The sequence below is a fragment of the Brevibacillus choshinensis genome (assembly GCF_016811915.1).
GTDB lineage: Bacteria > Bacillota > Bacilli > Brevibacillales > Brevibacillaceae > Brevibacillus > Brevibacillus choshinensis_A.
In genome coordinates this window covers 5,241,372-5,259,007 of sequence record NZ_CP069127.1, presented here as the reverse complement: position 1 = coordinate 5,259,007, position 17,636 = coordinate 5,241,372, and the positions used below count along the sequence as shown (strand labels likewise).

The window sequence follows — 17,636 nt, the reverse complement described above, 5'->3', positions numbered from 1 at the left end:
TTTCATTCCTTGATTTATAATTATTCTTATTATAAGATGGTTATTGAGAATGGATTGAGAATTAACCAACTCACTTCTGACGTTTATGGAGGGAATTCAGATGACAGCAGTACCGCATTTGCAAATAAAAAACCTTCGCGCCAAGATCGAGGATAAAGAAATCCTCAAGGGCATGAATCTGGAAATCAAGGGCGGCGAAGTCCATGCAATCATGGGCCCGAACGGAACAGGTAAATCTACTTTGGCATCTACGCTGATGGGTCACCCGAAATACGAGGTAACCGAAGGCGAAGTGATCATCAATGGCGAAGACTTGCTGGAAATGGCAGTTGATGAGCGTGCTCGCGCTGGTCTGTTCCTCGCGATGCAATATCCATCCGAGATCAGCGGTGTGACCAACTCCGACTTCCTGCGTTCCGCAATCAACGCACGCCGTGGAGAAGGCAATGAAATCTCCCTGATGAAGTTCATCCGTGAAATGGACAAGAAAATGGGCGTTCTGGAAATGGATGAATCTTTCTCTCATCGTTACCTGAACGAAGGCTTCTCCGGTGGGGAGAAAAAGCGCAACGAGATTCTGCAAATGATGCTTCTCGAGCCAACCTTCTGCATTCTTGATGAGATCGACTCCGGTCTCGACATCGACGCGCTGAAAGTAGTGGCAAACGGCGTGAATGAAATGCGCTCCGCTGACCGCGGCTTTTTGATCATCACGCACTACCAGCGCTTGCTGAACTATGTGAAGCCTGACTTCGTACACGTCATGATGCAGGGTCGTATCGTGAAGTCCGGTGGTCCTGAGCTGGCTGAACGCCTCGAGGCAGAAGGCTACGATTGGATCAAGGAAGAGCTCGGCATCGAGGATGAAACCGTAAACGCCAACGTGTAGGAAGAAGGAGGAAGCAGTGAAATGAGTGTGGATGTACAGCTCCGCTTCGACTCTGAAGCGATCACCGAGTACTCCAAAGCCAACCAGGAGCCTGCCTGGTTCCTGGAAAAGCGCCTCGCCGGCTTGAAAGCGGCGGGAGAGCTGCAACTGCCCGCTTTGGAGAAAACGAAAATTGATAAATGGAACACGACCGAATTTGATCCGTTCCAAACAGCAGCGCCAGTGGCGTCTGCGAGTGAACTGAGCGAATTGGTCAAAGCACAAATCGACGCCGACAGCGTGAAAAACCTGTTGGTGCAAAAGAACGCTTCTTCTGTTTTTGAAGCCGTTTCCGACGAGCTGAAGAGCAAGGGCGTCATTTTCACTACCTTTGCAAAAGCTCTAGTGGAGCATGGCGATCTGGTTCAAAAGCACTTGCTGAATGTCGTGGCTTATGACGAGCACAAGCTGACTGCTTTGCACACAGCAGTAGTGAATGGCGGCGTGTTCCTCTACGTGCCGAAAAATGTGGAAGTGGAAGTGCCGTTGCAAGTCGTCTTTGAAGTAGCTGGCGACCACGCGCTCCTTTCCCCACATGTTCTGATCGTAGCGGAAGCAAACAGCAAAGTGACTTACGTAGATACTTTTGTGTCCGGCGAAGGCAAGAATATGGTAGCAAACAGCATCGTGGAAGTGTACGTAGGAGCAGGCGCTTCCGTACAAGTCGCATCTGTGCGTTCCCTGTCCACGGATGTTCACGATTACAGCTTCCGACGCGCAACCGTAGATCGCGATGGAAAAATGGAGTGGATCCTGGGTGAAATGAACGACGGAAACACCGTTGCTAACAACACCACGATCCTCAAAGGAACCGGTTCGATTGCCGAGACCAAATCCATTTCCGTAGGTACGGGCACCCAACGCCAAAACCTGACTTCCCAAGTTCAGCACATCGGCACTCACTCCGAGTCTGACATGGTCAGCAAGGCCGTTATGACTGGAGAGGCCGTCAGCATTTTGAACGGTATCACCAAAATCGAAAAAGGCGCTGAAAAAGCAAACGGCGTACAGGCAGAGAACATCCTGATGCTGAGCGAAAAATCTCGCGGAGACGCCAACCCGATTCTTTTGATCGACGAGGACGACGTCAAAGCAGGTCACGCAGCTTCTGTAGGACGTTTCAGCGAAGAGTCTCTCTACTACCTGATGTCGCGCGGTATCACCCGCCAAAATGCGGAACGTCTGATCATTCTGGGCTTCCTCGATCCGGTTGTAGCTGAGATCCCGGTAGAAGAAGTGAGAAACAGGCTCCGCCAAGCGCTCGAAAGGAAGTTAGGCTAATGAACGCCAAGGAGCTTCGGCAATATTTTCCCATCCTGCACCAAGAGGTAAACGAGCATCCACTCGTGTATCTCGATAATGGAGCGACCTCGCAGAAGCCGATTCAGGTCATCGAGGCGATGGATAAATACTACAAGGCATTTAACTCCAACGTGCACCGCGGAGTTCACACCTTGGGCAATATGGCGACGGATGCGTACGAGGGAGCGCGCGAGAAGGTTCGCGCGTTCATAAACGCTCGTGAAGCTGCCGAGGTGGTATTTACTCGCGGGACAACGTCGGCGATTAATACCGTAGCGTACGGATATGCTCGCGCGGTTCTGAAGCCAGGCGATGAGATTGTGACCACAGTCGTGGAGCACCATGCCAATTTCATTCCATGGCAGCAGGCAGCCAAAGCGACCGGAGCTACCTTTAAGTTCATTCCGCTGCAGGAAGACGGCACTGTTACTCTCGATGCAGTGAGAGAAACGGTTACGGACAACACCAAACTCGTGGCGATTCACCATATTTCCAACGTCTTGGGGGATACTACTCCGATCAAGGAAATCGCCAAGATCGCTCATGAGCATGGTGCTCTTTTGCTGGTAGACGGAGCGCAGGGAGCTCCTCACAAAAAAATCGATGTCCAGGACCTGGATTGTGATTTTTACGCGTTTTCCGCTCACAAGATGGCCGGCCCGACTGGTGTCGGTGTGCTTTATGGAAAGCGTGAGGTGCTGGAGCGCGTCGAGCCAATGGAATTTGGCGGTGAAATGATCGACTTCGTGGAGCTGTACGATTCCACGTGGAAAGAGCTGCCTTGGAAGTTTGAAGGCGGTACTCCGATCATTGCCGGTGCGATTGGCCTCGGAGCTGCTATCGACTTCTTGAACGAGATCGGCATGGAAAATATCGAGCGTCATGAAAAGCACCTCGTGAAATATGCGATGGAGCAAATGCGCGAGATCGAAGGCTTAACGATTTACGGCCCGCAGCAGGACCGCAGCAGTCTAATAACATTCAATCTGGATACGGTACACCCGCATGACCTGGCTACGGTTCTGGACAGCTACGGAATCGCAGTACGTGCCGGTCATCACTGCGCGCAGCCGCTGATGCGTTGGTTGAATTGCACGGCTACCGCACGGGCAAGCTTCTACCTGTACAATACGGAAGAAGAAGTCGATGTACTGGTAGCAGGATTGAAGAAGACGAAGGAGTATTTCGGCAATGTCTTCTCTTGATGATCTATACCGCCGCGTCATTATGGACCACTACCAGAAACCGCGCAACCGCGGCAAGCTGGAAGAATCCGACGGACTCATTGTCAATCTAAACAACCCGACCTGTGGCGACAGCATCTCGCTCTCCTTGAAAGTGGAGGAGGGCAAGGTGGTGGACGCGAAATTCATGGGCGAAGGCTGCTCGATCAGCATGTCCTCCGCTTCGATGATGACGGATGCTGTAAAAGGCAAGCCAGTGGAAGAAGCGCTTGAGCTGGCCCACAAGTTTTCCGATTTGATGCAGGGCAAGGAGATCGACGATTCGATCGATCTCGGCGATATCGAGGCATTGTCGGGTGTCGCGAAGTTCCCTGCTCGAATCAAATGCGCGACGCTTGCCTGGAAAGCGCTGGAACAAGGCATCAAACAGGCCGAGCAAGAATAGCAATCTTGCAAATGAGAATAAAGGAGTGAGCAAACGATGGCTAAAAAAGCCCCTGAAATACAGGATTACCAATACGGTTTTCACGATAAGGACGTTTCCGTATTCCGTACGAAAAAGGGTCTGACTCGCGAAATCGTCGAAGAAATTTCGCGCATCAAGGACGAGCCGGAATGGATGCTGGAGTTTCGCTTGAAATCTCTGGACATCTTCAACAGCATTCCCATGCCAAAATGGGGCGGCGATCTGGATTCCCTCGACTTTGACAGCATTACCTACTACGTAAAGCCGTCTGAGAAGCAAGGACGCAGCTGGGATGAAGTGCCAGAGGAAATCAAGGCCACTTTTGACAAGCTGGGTATTCCAGAAGCCGAGCAAAAATTCCTCGCGGGTGTATCCGCTCAGTACGAGTCTGAGGTTGTATACCACAACATGCAGGAAGACCTCGAAAAACTGGGCGTTCTTTTCTGCGACATGGATTCCGCAGTGAAGCTGTACCCAGACATCGTGAAGGAATACTTCGCGACCGTCATTCCTCCGGCAGACAACAAATTCTCTGCCCTGAACTCGGCAGTATGGTCAGGTGGTTCCTTCATTTACGTACCAAAAGGCGTAAAAGTGGACACTCCGCTGCAAGCATACTTCCGCATCAACTCGGAGAACATGGGTCAATTCGAGCGTACCCTGATCATCGCGGATGAAGATTCCTTCGTTCACTATGTAGAAGGCTGTACAGCTCCGATCTACAGCACGGACTCCCTGCACTCCGCTGTTGTAGAAATCATCGTGAAAGAACGCGCTCGCTGCCGTTACACCACGATCCAAAACTGGTCCAACAACGTATACAACCTCGTTACCAAACGTGCGGTTGCTTACGCGGATGCGAACATGGAATGGATCGACGGTAACATCGGCTCCAAGCTGACGATGAAATACCCGGCTGTTATCATGAAAGGCCCACGTGCAAAAGGTACCGTTCTCTCCATTGCGGTAGCAGGGAAAGGACAGCACCAGGACGCAGGTGCGAAAATGATTCACCTGGCTCCCGATTGCACGTCGACCATCATTTCCAAGTCCATCTCCCGTGATGGCGGTAAAGTAACGTATCGCGGTCTTTCGCAGTTTGGACGCAAGTCGGAAGGCTCCAAGTCCAACATCAAATGCGATACGCTGATTCTCGATAAACTGTCCACGTCCGACACGATCCCGTACAACGAGATCATGAACGACAACATCACGCTCGAGCATGAAGCGACTGTTTCCAAAGTATCCGAGGATCAACTGTTCTACCTGATGAGCCGCGGCCTTTCCGAAGCAGAAGCGACTGAGATGATCGTAATGGGCTTCATCGAGCCGTTCACAAAAGAACTGCCGATGGAATACGCGGTAGAGATGAACCGCCTGATCAAGTTCGAGATGGAGGGAAGTATCGGTTAATCCTTGCGCCACAAGGGTTTCCGGGCTTCAAAAATGGGCTTGCCCCCATTTTGCCCCCTAAATTTTGACGTATCTCTCGTAAAGGGATAGGGATTCGTCCTCAATTTTCTTGGTAACATGTAAATACGTGTCTGCAGTGACTTTGACGCTCGCGTGCCCAAGTCGCTCGGACACGTATTTTATATTTGCACCGGCTTCAAGTAAATGGACGGCATGGGTATGCCGGAGGGCGTGAGGGGAGAGTACGGGGAGATTAGCACGTTTACAAACCTCTTTGAAGTATTCGCGTACAACATTGGTCCGCAGCCAGCGACCATCGTGTTGATGGAATATGACGTTATCCTGCGATGGCTTGTAGTTCTCATACATCAAGCAAACTTCTTTTTGATTGATTCTGTGGCGTTTCATGAGTTTCACTGTTGCATCGTCTAACCTGATGGTTCGAGCACTTTTTTTCGATTTTGGAGTCGACAGGTAAGGCGTCGAGTTTAATGGATAGACCAGTGTTTTCTCAATCGAAAGTGTCTTCTCTTCAAAGTCAATATCGTCCCATGTAAGCGCTAGGGCTTCACCGATCCGCAACCCGGTCCGCGCCAGTAACGTGAATAGGGCATAGTATTGAATTGATGCCTGATACTTGGCATGTTTCATAGGAGTCTTCACGGCGTTTAAAAATGATTCGAGCTGTTCCATTGTGAAGTAACTGATTTTGTCCACTTTTTCATTGTCTTTTGGTATCTTGATTTTTTGGATAGGGTTCTCCCGAATGATGTTGAATTCATGAACCGCGTCTACCATAGCCGTGCTCATGATACTGTGAATGCGTCGAACGGTTCCCTCGCTATAATGGTCACGCAGCTCATTAATCCATTTCTGGTACTCGGTTCGCGTGATATCTTTTAACCGGTAATTCCCCCATCGCGGGAGGATGTTTAACCGGACGTTTCTCTCCTGGACTGAATAGGTGATGGGCTTTACATTGGGCCTTTTATACACCTCCAGCCAATCCTCGAAAAAATTGTCTACTCGTTCATTGCCGTTCTCTGCAAAGCCAAAGTGGTTGATCTTGGCCTCTTCTTCCGCAGCTGCCAGCTGTGCCTCCTTTTTTGTTCGGAAGCCACCTTTAGTTTTTTCTTTTGTTTTACCGGTTTGACGATCTGCATATTTGATTCGGTACTCCCACTTATCGCCACGTTTTCGGTAATACGCCATCGATAGATCTCCTTTCTTACAAACGTATGTTCGAAAAATGTATATAAAAACAGCCTTTTTGGGCTGGAAAGCGCTACTCGAAAAACTCCAATACCCCCAAGGGCTCAAAGCAAATGGTATAGGGCCCAAACGAAACACTTATCCCGTGCTTTTCTTGGTATCGGTTAATGGCAGAATCAAGGAAATCTTCAGTCACTCCGAGGTATTCGGCCAGTTCATGGCGATTGCGGATGCCTTTTTTATGGGCCTGGACAATACTGGAGAGCGGTACGAGTTTATTATACGCCCAGCTTCTTGCCAGTTTTTCCTGTTTGCGATTTGGTATGCTCTGTTGATCAATGATGTTTCCACTTGTTGTGAAGTGATGTCCTAATTCCTCTGCAAGGATGCAAGCTTTTTCCACTGTAGTAGGTATGCTTTTATTAATCCAAATTACATTCTCTCCATAAAGACCTTTGATTGTTTGCTTCATTCTCTCTTCATAGACTTCGACTGCTTGTCCATCTAATTCGGCTAATAGAGCTTCGTACAGTATGGCGGTCACACCCTTATTCGTCGTTCTTACCTTTCTTTTTCATCCTCAAAAATTCTTTAAAGCGCTCGATCTCTTCCATTTCTTCTTCCGTCCATTCTTCACCCTCATGATGGGCTGCAAGAGTAAAGACGTCCTTCTTTCCAGCTGCCATTTGTTCTAATTCCTCAACTGATATTCCTAAAGCTTTACATACCTTGATAACGTTATCGACTGATGCTCTTCCGACTCCGCGAGTGAGCATAGATTGGAGAGTAGTAGGAGGGATGCCAATTTCCTCAGCAAATGCTCTCCTGCTTCCTCTTCTATCTATCAGATCTGCTAAAATTTCAGCTTTCTTATCCACCGACTGCACCTCGCTATAAATTAATTCCATGTACGCTTTTCCGTATATAGTTACATCCTACAGCAACTTACTAATTCTGTAAAGTATATAATATACGCAAACGCGTTTAAAATTATAACAAAAATATTGACATTGAACGAAACAGCGTTTAATATCTGATTAACAAAACGCAATTGCGTTCAAAGTGGTAGGAGGTGGTTAAGTGAGATATAAAAATCTGCGTGCAGAAATGGCAAGGCAAACCATTACCGTTGGCGAGTTAGCTAAATTGCTGGGGGTTCGTTACGCGACAGTGAGTGACAAGTTAAACGGCAGATCCCGCTTCTTCTACGACGAGGCATCGCATATTAGAAGGAAGTTTTTCCCAAAGTGCTCTTTAGAATATTTGTTTGAGCAGACCGATGAACAGGCCGAGGTGGAAAACTATGCTCTCCGTTAGTGTAAACGAATCGGAAGTACGCGATCTCTGCAACCAAAAGATAGCCGAGCTGATAAAGGAAGTTGACACCGAATACGTTTTTTGGGACACAGCAGAATTGAAAAAACGGACCTGCATGAGCTGGAATACTATCCAAGATACTTTCTTCTACGATCCGAGGTTCGTTAAACGAAAAGTCGGTAGTAAATGGTATTTCCCAGCCAGGGAAGCACGAGCCTTCCTTGAGCAATGGCTCCGTGAGCAGGCCCAGTGAGGGGAGGTGAGAGAGGGATGCGCAATCTCGCAACGCCAGCAGAGATGGTGGAGGACATTCTTCAAAGCCCGGAACTGCAGGTAAGGATCTGTGCGGATGCCTTCATCGGACTCCTGATGATGGCCGACGTGCAGGAAAAGGAAAAAGCCGCCTGTTCGTCGCAGGCGGTATGAGTTAAGTAAAAATTTGGGTTAAGGCTAGAATAGCACAAGTCTCTGAAAAGGGACAAGCCTAAGACGGGAGAGTGCCATATGGGGACGTACAAAGAAAGCAGCATTCCGGTAGCTGATGACGATCAAGTGGTTGAGTTTTGCGATCACTGCGGCAGCGACATACAAAAAGGCCAGACAGCTTGGAAAGTCGGAAGTGATATGTATTGTAGCCAATCGTGCTTAAAGAGCGGTCTTGAAATCGTGACGTTGCGGATTTGAGTCGAAACTGGGGCTACGTGCCTCAGTCTGTCGGGGATGACCTCCCGGCACTGACGACCGCGAATGCGGATCAGGTATCTGATGACAGGTCTACATAAACGAGGTAACAGTGTGGCGCAGCCATGGAGCTGCAACCGCCGCGTAGAGGTTGGGACGCGGCAGCCTCGTGACTAACACGAAAGGAGGAGGAGTATTGAAGATCTCTAACCTTGAAGCCGAATATCACATCTACGAATGCCAGGGGTGCTGCCTAGGGTTTGCAGTCGAGGTAAACGCAGATCAGAGTCATATCGTGTGCCCTGACTGCCAGTCAGAGGATCTTCGGGATGTAGGAACAGGAACTATGATCATCACGAGCATTGCAAAAGAAAAAGACCCCGCGGGAACGGAGTCTTAAAAATCAGCTATTACCGGGTATCGTAGCACAAAAATTTGGTCCCGTAAACGGGAGTACACATACCAAGGAGGATTATCCATGTCCGTACAGATCAATATCAACGGCGAAAACGCCGCAGAAGCAGTAAAAGAGCTCTCCAGCCTGGCCGCTCATTTCATTCTCGTACCTGTTACAACTCCGGCAATCACAGCTACTCCTGCAGAAGCGCAACAAGAAGAGAAGCCGAAGCGCCAACGTGCCGCAAAGCAAGAGGATTCGGCGGCTAAACAGGCAGCAGCCCCTGCGCCAACTCCTGCAGAAGAGCCTGAAGAAGCTCAACAAGATTCAGAAAATGAAAAAGAACCTCAAGCGTCTGAACCTCCGAAAGAGGAACCAACACCACCAGCCAGCGACATCCCAGACATTGTTGAGCTCCGAGCGCGAGCCCAGGAGATCGGGAAAACCGAAGCGGGCAAGAAAGCGATCAAAGCGCTTCTGGATAAGTTCGGTAGCAAATCGCTTTCTGATTTACCTGAGGAAAAACGTGCAGACTTCATGGACGAGTTGGCATTGCTATGACACAAGCGCATGCAGAACGGGCTCATGCCCTTCTGAGTGCATCGGGGGCAAGCCGGTGGATCAATTGCCCCCCGAGCGCTCGGCTTACCGAACACATTCCGGATACACGGAGCGAGTATGCAAACGAAGGAACAGCAGCTCACGAGTTTTCAGAGATTCTGCTTCGGCGCAGCCTCTATCCCTGCAATTCGAAAGAACGGGAGAAGCTAGCCGATACGCTTGAACACTTCAAGGCAACAAATCAGTATTACGGGCCGGAAATGGAGAATGCAATCCAGGATTACGTGGACGTAGTAAATGAGCGCTTCATGGAATCCAAGGCGCGTTCAAGTGACGCGGTTGTACTGCTGGAAGAACGTCTGGATTATTCCGAATGGGTGCCAGATGGGTATGGGACTGGTGACGTTGTTCTGATCTCAGACGGCGTGCTGGAAATCATTGACTTGAAATACGGCAAGGGTGTGCCAGTCAGTGCGGTCGGCAACCCTCAGATTCGCCTGTACGCGCTTGGCGCGTGGTCGGCCTACAGCTATCTGTATGACATCCAGGAGATTCGAATGACAATCGTGCATCCGCGACTCGATGACATCAGCACTGACATTCTACAGATCGAAGAGCTGGTGGAGTGGGCTGAGTCAGTAGTCAAGCCTGCAGCTGCTTTGGCCTATGCAGGAGAGGGCGAGTTCAAGGCTGGAAGCCATTGCCGCTGGTGCAAAGTGAAAGCCACCTGCCGGGCTCGGGCAGATGAAAACTTGAAGGCTCTGGCTTACGAGTTCAGAGACCCATCACTCATGGATAACGAGGAGATCGGTTCGATTCTGTACATAACCGAACAACTCAAGTCGTGGGCAAAGGACGTGGAAGAGTATGCGTTTGAACAGGCAAAACGGGGGAATAAGATCCCGCAATGGAAATTGGTCGAAGGCCGGAGTAACCGGGTCATTACTGACAAAGCAGCTGCACGTCTCGCTCTGGAAGCTACGGGGCTGGAAACAGAGAAGTACCTCAAGCCGCAAGAATTACTCGGTATTGGGGATCTGGAAAAGTACATCGGGAAGAAAGAGCTGGCGGCTGTACTGGCTGGGCTGGTAATCAAGCCGCCTGGCAAGCCGGTTCTTGTTCCTGAATCGGACAAGCGTCCTGAGCTGAACAGCATCGAGGAGGATTTTGCGGGAGAGGATTTTGATGCCTGAGCAATGGGGCATATGGAGTAATTGGTCGAAGCAATGGTGCTTCGGAATTGCAGAGCCTTCGAAGAGCCAGGCGCGGAAAAAGCTTTTCGAAAAAATCGGCAAAGACGCCTACAAATGGCGGTTTGAAGCCAAGAAAATAAAACCCACTCAGAGGAGTAGATCGATTATGGCAACTGAAATCACAACGAAAATGGTAACTGGGAAAGTTCGACTTTCCTACGCAAATATCTGGGAGCCGAAAGAGAACGACCAAGGTCAGTTGAAATACAGCTGCGCTCTTCTGATTCCGAAAGAGGATAAGGAAACGCTTCGCAAAATCAAAGCGATCGTCGACGCACTCAAGGCTGAAGCAGTAGCGAAATACAAGAAACTACCTTCCAATTTTAAACTGCCTTTGCACGATGGGGACGAGGACAAACCTGATGACCCGAACTATGCCGGCCACTACTTCTTGAATGCTTACGCGAATAATCAGCCTGGTATCGCGAAGCCGATCGGCAAAGGGGCAGACGGGAAGACAAAGTTCCAGGAGATTACCGACTCGACGGAAGTCTACTCTGGTTGCTATTGCAAAGTCTCGATTAACTTCTACCTCTACGACAACAAAAGTAAGGGGATCGGTGTTGGCCTTAATAACATCGTAAAAGTACAAGACGGCGAATCCCTCGCAGGCCGTTCGAGTGTGAATGACGACTTCGGGGATGAAGATTTTGATGTTTACGACGATGGTGACGATGAGGACTTTTTAAGCTAATTGGTATTCACAGCAGGGGAATTCGCAAGGGTTCCCCTTTCCTATCTCAAAATTGGGGAGTGAGTCCACTTGGATAAATGCAAAGACTGCATGAGTTATTGGGTGCAATGCCCTTGCTGCCGCGAGTCTTTCTGCCCGGATTGCGGCAAGAGTGAAGACGAGGAAGTAGAGGACGAGGAATGACCGTATTACAGATCGACCTTGAGACATACAGCAGCGTCGACTTGAAAAAGAGTGGCGTTTACCGATACGTCGAAGCACCCGACTTTGAAATTCTCCTCTTCGGTTACGCCTACGACGATGATCCTGTGACAGTGATTGACCTGACAGCATTTGAAGATTTACCGGATAAGGTCATGAGAGACCTGACTGACCCTAACATCACCAAGACAGCTTTCAATGCCAATTTCGAACGAACCGCAATCGCTCGGCAATTCGGTATTGAGTGCGATCCTCTCCAATGGCGATGCACAGCAGTCCATGCCCTTGCACTGGGATTGCCGGGATACTTGGATGGCGTGGCTGAGGTTCTGAAACTGCCTGTAAAGAAAGACACAAAGGGTAAGGCACTCATCAAATTTTTCAGTGAGCCTTGCAAACCTACGAAAGTGAATGGGCAGCGGACACGCAATTACCCGCACCACGATCCGGAGAAATGGCAGCAGTACATCGAGTACAACCGGCAGGACGTAGTCGTAGAACGGGAAGCGAGACGAAAGCTGGAGCGCTTTCCTGTACCGGCACATGAATGGCAGCTGTGGGCGCTGGATCAGCGTATCAACGATCGCGGCGTCCGGCTGGATCCGGAACTGGTGCATCAGGCGATTGCCTGCGACGAACAATACGAGGCGCGCCTCGTTCAAGAGGCGAGAGAGTTGACCGGATTAGAAAACCCCAACAGCTTGGCGCAGGTTAAAGAATGGCTTGCCGAGCGAGGACTGGAGACGCCTGACGGACTGTCCAAGGAGTACATGCCTGCATTACTCGACGCAGCACCGGATGAGGAAACTCGCCGGATGCTGGAGCTGAGGCAGGAAATGAGTAAGACCAGCGTCGACAAGTACAACGCCATGCAACGATCCATCTGCTCTGACGATCGGGCACGCGGGCTCCTGCAATTCTGCGGGGCAAACCGGACGTGGAGATGGGCTGGGAGGCTCATCCAGGTTCAGAACCTGCCGCAAAACAAGATCGAGGACTTGGCGCTTGCCAGGGAGACGCTGCTGAGTGGTGACTTTGATCTTCTGGAAATGCTGTTCGGCGCTCCACCGTTCGTGCTCTCCCAGCTGATCCGGACGGCGTTTGTTCCATCGCCCGGCTGCAAGTTTGTCGTAAGTGACTTCTCCGCGATCGAGGCCCGCGTTATCGCCTGGCTGGCAGACGAGCACTGGGTACTCGATGTATTCAGAGGCCACGGCAAGATCTATGAGGCTACAGCCGCAAACATGTTCAAAGTACCTTTCGAGACGATCGTGAAGGGGCATGTAAATTATCAACTACGGCCAAAAGGGAAAGTGGCCACTCTTGCATGTGGATACCAAGGTGGACCGAACGCTCTAATTCAAATGGGGGCGCTCAAAAGTGGCATTTCAGAGGACGAGCTCCCTGCACTGGTCAAACAGTGGCGAAAGGCAAATCCGAATATCGTCAAGCTGTGGTATGCCGCCGAGGAAGCAGCCGTTACCGCAGTAAGGGAGAAAACAACAGTCAAGCTGGCGCATGGCGTACAGTACCGGTATCGAGCCGGGGTGTTGTTTGCAGACCTGCCGAGTGGTCGGAGCCTTGCGTATGTGAATCCGCGAATCAAGCCAGATCCGAACTTCGATAAAGATGGACTCGTATTTGACGGCATGGATCAGGTGAAAAAGAAGTGGATGTCCCATCGAACATATGGTGGGCGTTTGGTGGAGAACCTGGTGCAGGCTATCGCACGGGACTGCCTGGCGGTGAGTCTCACGAGACTGGATGCTGAGGGTTACGAGGTCGTCATGCACGTACACGATGAGGTAGTGCTGGATGTTATGGCTAACGACATAGAGCGGGATCTCGAAAAGGTCTCTGAGATTATGAGTATCCCGATCGATTGGGCTCCGGGGCTGCCGCTGAATGCAGCTGGATTTGAATGTGATTTCTATCAAAAGGACTGATGAATCAGTGGGAACGGCAATACCGAATCGTGACACTGAGCTTAAATCCATCGGCGCCGGACCGGTTGTTACTTACTACCTTTCAGAAGAGGAGCTGAACAGGATGCGAGAAAAAGATGCCCCTGCATGCGGGCTAACCAGAAAGGACTTACTGGAGGCGATTGCAGCAGGAGAAACACTGTCGAGCATTGAGCGAGCCTGGGGGATGAAGTACAACACCATCCATAACTGGGTGAAAAAGTGGGGACTAAAGGGGATCACTCCGGACAGAGCTCAAGAGTTGCTCGAGCAAAATAGCGATGCGGTCGAGAGCCCTGCTGGACCTGCACCTGTGACGGTGGAAGACGTGGCTTCGCGGATCATCGCTGCGGAGGCAGAGCGGACCAAAGAGAAGGACGATGAGATCGATAGGCTACGTAGCGAATTGGAGAAAGCAACGGATGAAATTAAGGCGCTGAGTGTGGAAAAAGAAAAGGCTACAGCAACAATTTCTGACCTGAACACACAGCTCGAAGAGGCGCGACCTGTCAGTAATGAGTCGGACGAGCCTGCCGGTATCGTGGTAGAAAAGAACGATTCCATGGTTGATCATCCGGCACACTATAACGCCGGGCATATCGAGTGCATCGATGCGATCGAAGCCGCAACGACGGGGCTTTCCGGGGTCCATGCTTTCAACACTGGCACAGCAATAAAATACCTTTGGCGCTGGTCGCACAAAGGAGGCATAGAGGATCTGCAGAAGGCCCGTTGGTATATCGATCGATTGATTGCAGCAGCTGGGGGCGCGTGATGGCGAAGAGAAGAACGAAAGCACAAATTGAACAGGAACGGATTGCTCGCGAACAGAAGCGTGCGGAGGCACTGCGCAAATGGGAAGAGAAAGAGCGGGAGAAGGCGGAAAAGCTGAGGCGACAAAAAGCCGAGGCTAAGCAACGGGAATGGCTGCGGACACAGCGTTCCCGGCCTCGGATCGAAATCCCCACTTCATACCCAGGCGAATCTATTTTCGTCCATCAAAAGATTCACGATAAGCTCATGAAAGATCGAGGGATCTTCATCACCTCATACCGAGTCGAAGGCGGTACAGGTGGAAAGCTGATCCTGGAATATACCACAGCTGCAGGCGGGAAGGGGAGCGTCGAGCTCCTCGACCTCGGTCAAATGCCTGTGTAAAAAATGGAGGTTTGTACTCATGCTAACAGATGCTATTTCAAAGTTAAAGACTGAGATTACTGAAAGTAAAAATCCTTATGTTCAGCTGGTCGGTCAATTTTTGCTGCAACACCTGGAGCAAAACCCGGATGACGCCGCGTGCATCCTGAAAACAGATAAATCGATCATGAAAAGTCTCGACGCCATGCGCAAGGTCGCAGAAAAGAAGAAGGTCGGGAATATGGCTGTGCTTTCCGACGATGAGGGCTTTGCGATCGTGCTGAACTATTTCAAAGCTGAGGAGCCGGCACCTGCTGATAAAAAAGCCGAACCGGGTGCTGAAAAACAGGCTGAGCCAGTGAAGCCGGAGCAAAAAGCTTCTGAGGATTCGGAAGAAGACTTTGATTTTGACGATTTGCTTCAGTAGGGGGTGCCGAGCATGGCAAAAGAGTTCAATCCCGATAATATCTTGGCTCACTTCCCTCCGACGATCAGTAAAGGCATCGTCGATTTTGTAAGAGATACCGTCTTCCTCAACAGCCGGTATCTCTTCACCCGGCGCGTTCTGGATCTCCAATACTCATACTGCACGCATTGCCAGCAAGAGTACCTATGCGGGATGGGATCCATCTACTACCGCCACAATGAGGAAAGAATCTGCCACAAGTGCGAATCGAAGTGCGTCGTAAAGGCGAGCGGTAGAGGCAGGAAACATCTGATTGATGATGCCTACATGGTTTACTACGAGAAATCTGTTGTGGATCCGAAAGCGATTGTTGCCTATGGGCTGCATGTGATGAGGGATTACAGTGGCGACTATCGCAAAGTCGAAACGCAATACCGAACGGTTGCTATGTACCTCTTCCAGCCGGGGAAAAGCAAAATGCTGTATCAAGGCTGGAACGGGAAGTGGGTAGACAGGAAAAATGTACGGTCGGAGTGCCGCAACAGCATGAAAAATAAAAGCTGGTATCTCTCTGGGGAAAGCGTTGCGGCTGCCGTTCAGGGGACGCCGTTTCAGTACAGTACGTGGGAGGAATATCAGTATCAGTCTACCGACCTCATAGAGTTCTTCGATCTGGCTGCGAAATACCCATGCGTTGAATACCTCACAAAACTGGGGCTGACGAGCCTGGTCGAGGCGAAATTGATTGGGCGTCAAACGCATGGCGTTGTGAACTGGCGTGGCAAAACTCTGGAGAAAGTATTGCGACTATCAAAGCCGGAGCTCAAGGATCTACGGGCTACAGCTGTAAATACCGAGGTGGACCCTCTTACGCTCCACAGCTACCACTTCTTCAAACGAAACGGCATGACACTATCGTTCGAACAGGCATATCAGCTGCAAAGCCTGTCAGAGGGGTATTACCTGGAGGAAGCGCGAAAGATGTCCACCTTCGCTTCCTTTACTCGGATCGCCCAATATGCATTGAAGCAGCTAGGCAAAGGAGATGTACGAAAGCACTATCGGAATGCGACTTCGATTTTAACGGCCTGGCGCGATTACCTCAAAGACTGCGTGGAGCTCGGGATGGATACTCAACAAGAACATATCCTGTTCCCGAATAATCTGTATACCGCTCACCAGAAGTCAATTGAGAAGGTCAAAATCAAACACGACAATGCACTGAATGGAATGATCGGTCAAAGGCTTGCGGATCTTCAGAAATACGAATTTGAACACAACGGGCTGTTCATACGACCTGCAAAGGACAGTGCCGAACTATTCAGGGAAGGCAAAGAGCTGATCCATTGTGTAGGGCGGTACGCCAAAACATATGCCGAGGGGAAAACGAATCTTTTCGTGATCCGCAAAGCGGACGAGCCTGACACACCGTTCTACACCATGGAGATCATCGACAATAAGATCATCCAGACTCGGGGTAAGAGTAATTGCCCACCAACAGAAGAGGTCGAAGAGTTTATCCAGGCTTTCACCAAGGCGCGGCTGTTGAAAAAGAAACGGGCGGGTAAACGGAAAATCAACGTGGCACAGCCAGCGTAGATGGAGGTGCAATGATGGGGCGAAGATTGGAAAACGAATCGATCATCGGAACTGAAGGCGTTCTGAATCGCAGGGACCTAAAAGGGAGCCCTCCTGGAGAAATGGTTACCTATTTCCTCAGCGAGGAAGAACGGTTAAAAGCCATCGAGAAGTACGGACCCATTCTGAAAAAGCGGACACAGCATAGACCGGTAATTCGCCAGAGTACCGAGCCACAGATCTCCAAAGAACAATACCTAGCTTACAAGAAACAGGGGAAAAGCGATGCGGATATTCTGGATCTCCGGATACCGGGTCTACATAAATCCAAGCTGCTTCGGATGAAAGTTCGCTGGGGGATAAACCCGGAGTCCCACAAAAACTGCAAATAGGTAAATCATACACACATAAAAAATAACAACCTCCAGCTGGAGGCTGTTGTAAAAGCTGCTAACTAATGAAACCGATTGGCTTTTTGGGCTCATCCGGGTTGGAGCGTTTGACTGCCATCAGTAAGAAACTGATTTGAGAAATATGTTGAATCAACTCGACTGAGGAGCCATCCTCCAACCTTCCCAAAAAACGAATAAGGCTTGGGTTATAGTAACCAATTCCAGTTACATGGAAAGTAACAGCTTGACCAAATGTAACAAGTTTCATACCCACTTCATGCTCATTGTCGAGAGAGTTATCAAAAGCTGTAATCATCTCGATTAGACGTTTGTGGTAGCCACTTGCACGTTCACTTTCCTTCTGCTCCTCAACACCATTCAGCAACGCAGTGAAATCAGGGGACTTAATGTAATTGTTAATATAACTCATTATTTGATCCCTCCATTTTTACAACAAATTCTATTAGTGGGGTGAAATACCTTCATGAAGTACTAATTTTGTCAAGGCATGATGAAAGTCTTCTAACCGATCAATACCATTGATAAATGA

Annotated in this window: 22 protein-coding genes and 1 pseudogene; 19 read left to right on the top strand and 4 right to left on the bottom strand. The window is 49.9% G+C overall.

The window, feature by feature from the left end; translation table 11 throughout:
• Window positions 1–100 precede the first annotated feature (100 nt).
• Genes sufC through sufB form a run of 5 tightly spaced genes read left to right on the top strand, consistent with a single transcriptional unit; the run spans window position 101 to window position 5,293 of the window.
• Window positions 101–889 carry a Fe-S cluster assembly ATPase SufC gene (gene sufC / locus JNE38_RS26400; protein WP_203354026.1) on the top strand — a complete coding sequence of 263 codons (789 nt, stop codon included), beginning with the start codon at window positions 101–103 and terminating at the stop codon, window positions 887–889.
• Window positions 890–910: 21 nt separating this feature from the next.
• Window positions 911–2,209 (top strand): Fe-S cluster assembly protein SufD, encoded by a 1,299-nt coding sequence (gene sufD, locus JNE38_RS26395; RefSeq protein WP_203354025.1) that lies wholly within the window; start codon window positions 911–913, stop codon window positions 2,207–2,209.
• On the top strand, window positions 2,209–3,435 hold the full coding sequence (locus tag JNE38_RS26390; protein ID WP_203354024.1) for a cysteine desulfurase: 1,227 nt from the start codon (window positions 2,209–2,211) through the stop codon (window positions 3,433–3,435). Before sufD ends, JNE38_RS26390 begins: the two co-directional genes overlap by 1 nt.
• Window positions 3,422–3,859 carry a Fe-S cluster assembly sulfur transfer protein SufU gene (gene sufU / locus JNE38_RS26385; protein ID WP_203354023.1) on the top strand — a complete coding sequence of 146 codons (438 nt, stop codon included), beginning with the start codon at window positions 3,422–3,424 and terminating at the stop codon, window positions 3,857–3,859. Before JNE38_RS26390 ends, sufU begins: the two co-directional genes overlap by 14 nt.
• A 36-nt stretch (window positions 3,860–3,895) precedes the next feature.
• Window positions 3,896–5,293 (top strand): Fe-S cluster assembly protein SufB, encoded by a 1,398-nt coding sequence (sufB, locus tag JNE38_RS26380; RefSeq protein ID WP_203354022.1) that lies wholly within the window; start codon window positions 3,896–3,898, stop codon window positions 5,291–5,293.
• Window positions 5,294–5,350: 57 nt separating this feature from the next.
• Here sufB and JNE38_RS26375 read toward each other — a convergent pair whose 3' ends face one another.
• The 3 genes and pseudogenes from JNE38_RS26375 to JNE38_RS31110 all read right to left on the bottom strand — a co-directional run.
• Window positions 5,351–6,505, bottom strand: a complete 1,155-nt coding sequence (locus JNE38_RS26375) for a site-specific integrase (RefSeq protein WP_203354021.1) — start codon at window positions 6,503–6,505, stop codon at window positions 5,351–5,353.
• Window positions 6,506–6,578: 73 nt separating this feature from the next.
• Complete coding sequence (locus tag JNE38_RS26370) at window positions 6,579–7,040, bottom strand: ImmA/IrrE family metallo-endopeptidase (RefSeq protein ID WP_203357757.1); 462 nt, start codon at window positions 7,038–7,040, stop codon at window positions 6,579–6,581.
• 145 nt (window positions 7,041–7,185) lie between these two features.
• Window positions 7,186–7,413, bottom strand: a pseudogene (locus tag JNE38_RS31110) (helix-turn-helix domain-containing protein); the annotation flags it as partial.
• Window positions 7,414–7,585: 172 nt separating this feature from the next.
• On the opposite strand from JNE38_RS31110, the gene JNE38_RS26360 reads away from it, so the two are divergent.
• The 14 genes from JNE38_RS26360 to JNE38_RS26290 all read left to right on the top strand — a co-directional run bounded on the left by JNE38_RS26360 (window position 7,586) and on the right by JNE38_RS26290 (window position 17,086).
• A complete protein-coding gene (locus JNE38_RS26360) occupies window positions 7,586–7,822 on the top strand; it encodes an XRE family transcriptional regulator (protein WP_428993679.1) in 237 nt (78 codons plus the stop codon).
• On the top strand, window positions 7,809–8,075 hold the full coding sequence (locus JNE38_RS30855; RefSeq protein ID WP_238933474.1) for a DUF771 domain-containing protein: 267 nt from the start codon (window positions 7,809–7,811) through the stop codon (window positions 8,073–8,075). Before JNE38_RS26360 ends, JNE38_RS30855 begins: the two co-directional genes overlap by 14 nt.
• 17 nt (window positions 8,076–8,092) lie before the next feature.
• Entirely contained in the window at window positions 8,093–8,248 is a 156-nt protein-coding gene (locus tag JNE38_RS26355; RefSeq protein WP_203354019.1) for a hypothetical protein, read from the top strand.
• Between the two features lie 78 nt (window positions 8,249–8,326).
• Window positions 8,327–8,506: a hypothetical protein gene (locus tag JNE38_RS26350; RefSeq protein ID WP_203354018.1), complete on the top strand. Its 180-nt coding sequence runs from the start codon at window positions 8,327–8,329 to the stop codon at window positions 8,504–8,506.
• A 193-nt stretch (window positions 8,507–8,699) separates the two neighbouring features.
• On the top strand, window positions 8,700–8,903 hold the full coding sequence (locus tag JNE38_RS26340) for a hypothetical protein (RefSeq protein ID WP_203354017.1): 204 nt from the start codon (window positions 8,700–8,702) through the stop codon (window positions 8,901–8,903).
• A gap of 78 nt (window positions 8,904–8,981) precedes the next feature.
• On the top strand, window positions 8,982–9,461 hold the full coding sequence (locus JNE38_RS26335) for a hypothetical protein (protein WP_203354016.1): 480 nt from the start codon (window positions 8,982–8,984) through the stop codon (window positions 9,459–9,461).
• The gene (locus JNE38_RS26330; protein ID WP_203354015.1) at window positions 9,458–10,654 is read left to right on the top strand and encodes a DUF2800 domain-containing protein; all 1,197 of its coding nucleotides are present in this window, start codon (window positions 9,458–9,460) and stop codon (window positions 10,652–10,654) included. Before JNE38_RS26335 ends, JNE38_RS26330 begins: the two co-directional genes overlap by 4 nt.
• Complete coding sequence (locus JNE38_RS26320; RefSeq protein ID WP_428993678.1) at window positions 10,647–11,408, top strand: DUF2815 family protein; 762 nt, start codon at window positions 10,647–10,649, stop codon at window positions 11,406–11,408. The genes JNE38_RS26330 and JNE38_RS26320 overlap by 8 nt, the downstream gene beginning before the upstream one ends.
• 179 nt (window positions 11,409–11,587) lie before the next feature.
• Window positions 11,588–13,555 carry a DNA polymerase gene (locus JNE38_RS26315; protein ID WP_203354014.1) on the top strand — a complete coding sequence of 656 codons (1,968 nt, stop codon included), beginning with the start codon at window positions 11,588–11,590 and terminating at the stop codon, window positions 13,553–13,555.
• Complete coding sequence (locus tag JNE38_RS30850; RefSeq protein WP_238933473.1) at window positions 13,515–14,348, top strand: DUF3310 domain-containing protein; 834 nt, start codon at window positions 13,515–13,517, stop codon at window positions 14,346–14,348. The genes JNE38_RS26315 and JNE38_RS30850 overlap by 41 nt, the downstream gene beginning before the upstream one ends.
• The gene (locus JNE38_RS26305) at window positions 14,348–14,731 is read left to right on the top strand and encodes a hypothetical protein (protein ID WP_203354013.1); all 384 of its coding nucleotides are present in this window, start codon (window positions 14,348–14,350) and stop codon (window positions 14,729–14,731) included. Before JNE38_RS30850 ends, JNE38_RS26305 begins: the two co-directional genes overlap by 1 nt.
• A 19-nt stretch (window positions 14,732–14,750) precedes the next feature.
• The gene (locus tag JNE38_RS26300; RefSeq protein WP_203354012.1) at window positions 14,751–15,137 is read left to right on the top strand and encodes a Cas9 inhibitor AcrIIA9 family protein; all 387 of its coding nucleotides are present in this window, start codon (window positions 14,751–14,753) and stop codon (window positions 15,135–15,137) included.
• Between the two features lie 12 nt (window positions 15,138–15,149).
• Window positions 15,150–16,715: a PcfJ domain-containing protein gene (locus JNE38_RS26295; RefSeq protein ID WP_203354011.1), complete on the top strand. Its 1,566-nt coding sequence runs from the start codon at window positions 15,150–15,152 to the stop codon at window positions 16,713–16,715.
• A gap of 14 nt (window positions 16,716–16,729) precedes the next feature.
• Window positions 16,730–17,086 carry a hypothetical protein gene (locus JNE38_RS26290; protein WP_203354010.1) on the top strand — a complete coding sequence of 119 codons (357 nt, stop codon included), beginning with the start codon at window positions 16,730–16,732 and terminating at the stop codon, window positions 17,084–17,086.
• A gap of 58 nt (window positions 17,087–17,144) precedes the next feature.
• Here JNE38_RS26290 and JNE38_RS26285 read toward each other — a convergent pair whose 3' ends face one another.
• The gene (locus tag JNE38_RS26285; RefSeq protein ID WP_203354009.1) at window positions 17,145–17,516 is read right to left on the bottom strand and encodes a DUF6173 family protein; all 372 of its coding nucleotides are present in this window, start codon (window positions 17,514–17,516) and stop codon (window positions 17,145–17,147) included.
• Window positions 17,517–17,636: the final 120 nt, after the last annotated feature.

Coding starts and splice junctions, on each gene's coding strand:
- sufD (WP_203354025.1), top strand. CDS start 911: ATGAGTGTGGATGTACAGCTCCGCTTCGACTCTGAAGCGATCACCGAG.
- JNE38_RS26330 (WP_203354015.1), top strand. CDS start 9,458: ATGACACAAGCGCATGCAGAACGGGCTCATGCCCTTCTGAGTGCATCG.
- JNE38_RS26350 (WP_203354018.1), top strand. CDS start 8,327: ATGGGGACGTACAAAGAAAGCAGCATTCCGGTAGCTGATGACGATCAA.
- JNE38_RS26285 (WP_203354009.1), bottom strand. CDS start 17,516: ATGAGTTATATTAACAATTACATTAAGTCCCCTGATTTCACTGCGTTG.
- JNE38_RS26300 (WP_203354012.1), top strand. CDS start 14,751: ATGCTAACAGATGCTATTTCAAAGTTAAAGACTGAGATTACTGAAAGT.
- JNE38_RS26355 (WP_203354019.1), top strand. CDS start 8,093: ATGCGCAATCTCGCAACGCCAGCAGAGATGGTGGAGGACATTCTTCAA.
- JNE38_RS26390 (WP_203354024.1), top strand. CDS start 2,209: ATGAACGCCAAGGAGCTTCGGCAATATTTTCCCATCCTGCACCAAGAG.
- sufB (WP_203354022.1), top strand. CDS start 3,896: ATGGCTAAAAAAGCCCCTGAAATACAGGATTACCAATACGGTTTTCAC.
- sufU (WP_203354023.1), top strand. CDS start 3,422: ATGTCTTCTCTTGATGATCTATACCGCCGCGTCATTATGGACCACTAC.
- JNE38_RS26290 (WP_203354010.1), top strand. CDS start 16,730: ATGGGGCGAAGATTGGAAAACGAATCGATCATCGGAACTGAAGGCGTT.
- JNE38_RS26320 (WP_428993678.1), top strand. CDS start 10,647: ATGCCTGAGCAATGGGGCATATGGAGTAATTGGTCGAAGCAATGGTGC.
- JNE38_RS30855 (WP_238933474.1), top strand. CDS start 7,809: ATGCTCTCCGTTAGTGTAAACGAATCGGAAGTACGCGATCTCTGCAAC.
- JNE38_RS30850 (WP_238933473.1), top strand. CDS start 13,515: ATGCAGCTGGATTTGAATGTGATTTCTATCAAAAGGACTGATGAATCA.
- JNE38_RS26375 (WP_203354021.1), bottom strand. CDS start 6,505: ATGGCGTATTACCGAAAACGTGGCGATAAGTGGGAGTACCGAATCAAA.
- JNE38_RS26305 (WP_203354013.1), top strand. CDS start 14,348: ATGGCGAAGAGAAGAACGAAAGCACAAATTGAACAGGAACGGATTGCT.
- sufC (WP_203354026.1), top strand. CDS start 101: ATGACAGCAGTACCGCATTTGCAAATAAAAAACCTTCGCGCCAAGATC.
- JNE38_RS26295 (WP_203354011.1), top strand. CDS start 15,150: ATGGCAAAAGAGTTCAATCCCGATAATATCTTGGCTCACTTCCCTCCG.
- JNE38_RS26335 (WP_203354016.1), top strand. CDS start 8,982: ATGTCCGTACAGATCAATATCAACGGCGAAAACGCCGCAGAAGCAGTA.
- JNE38_RS26315 (WP_203354014.1), top strand. CDS start 11,588: ATGACCGTATTACAGATCGACCTTGAGACATACAGCAGCGTCGACTTG.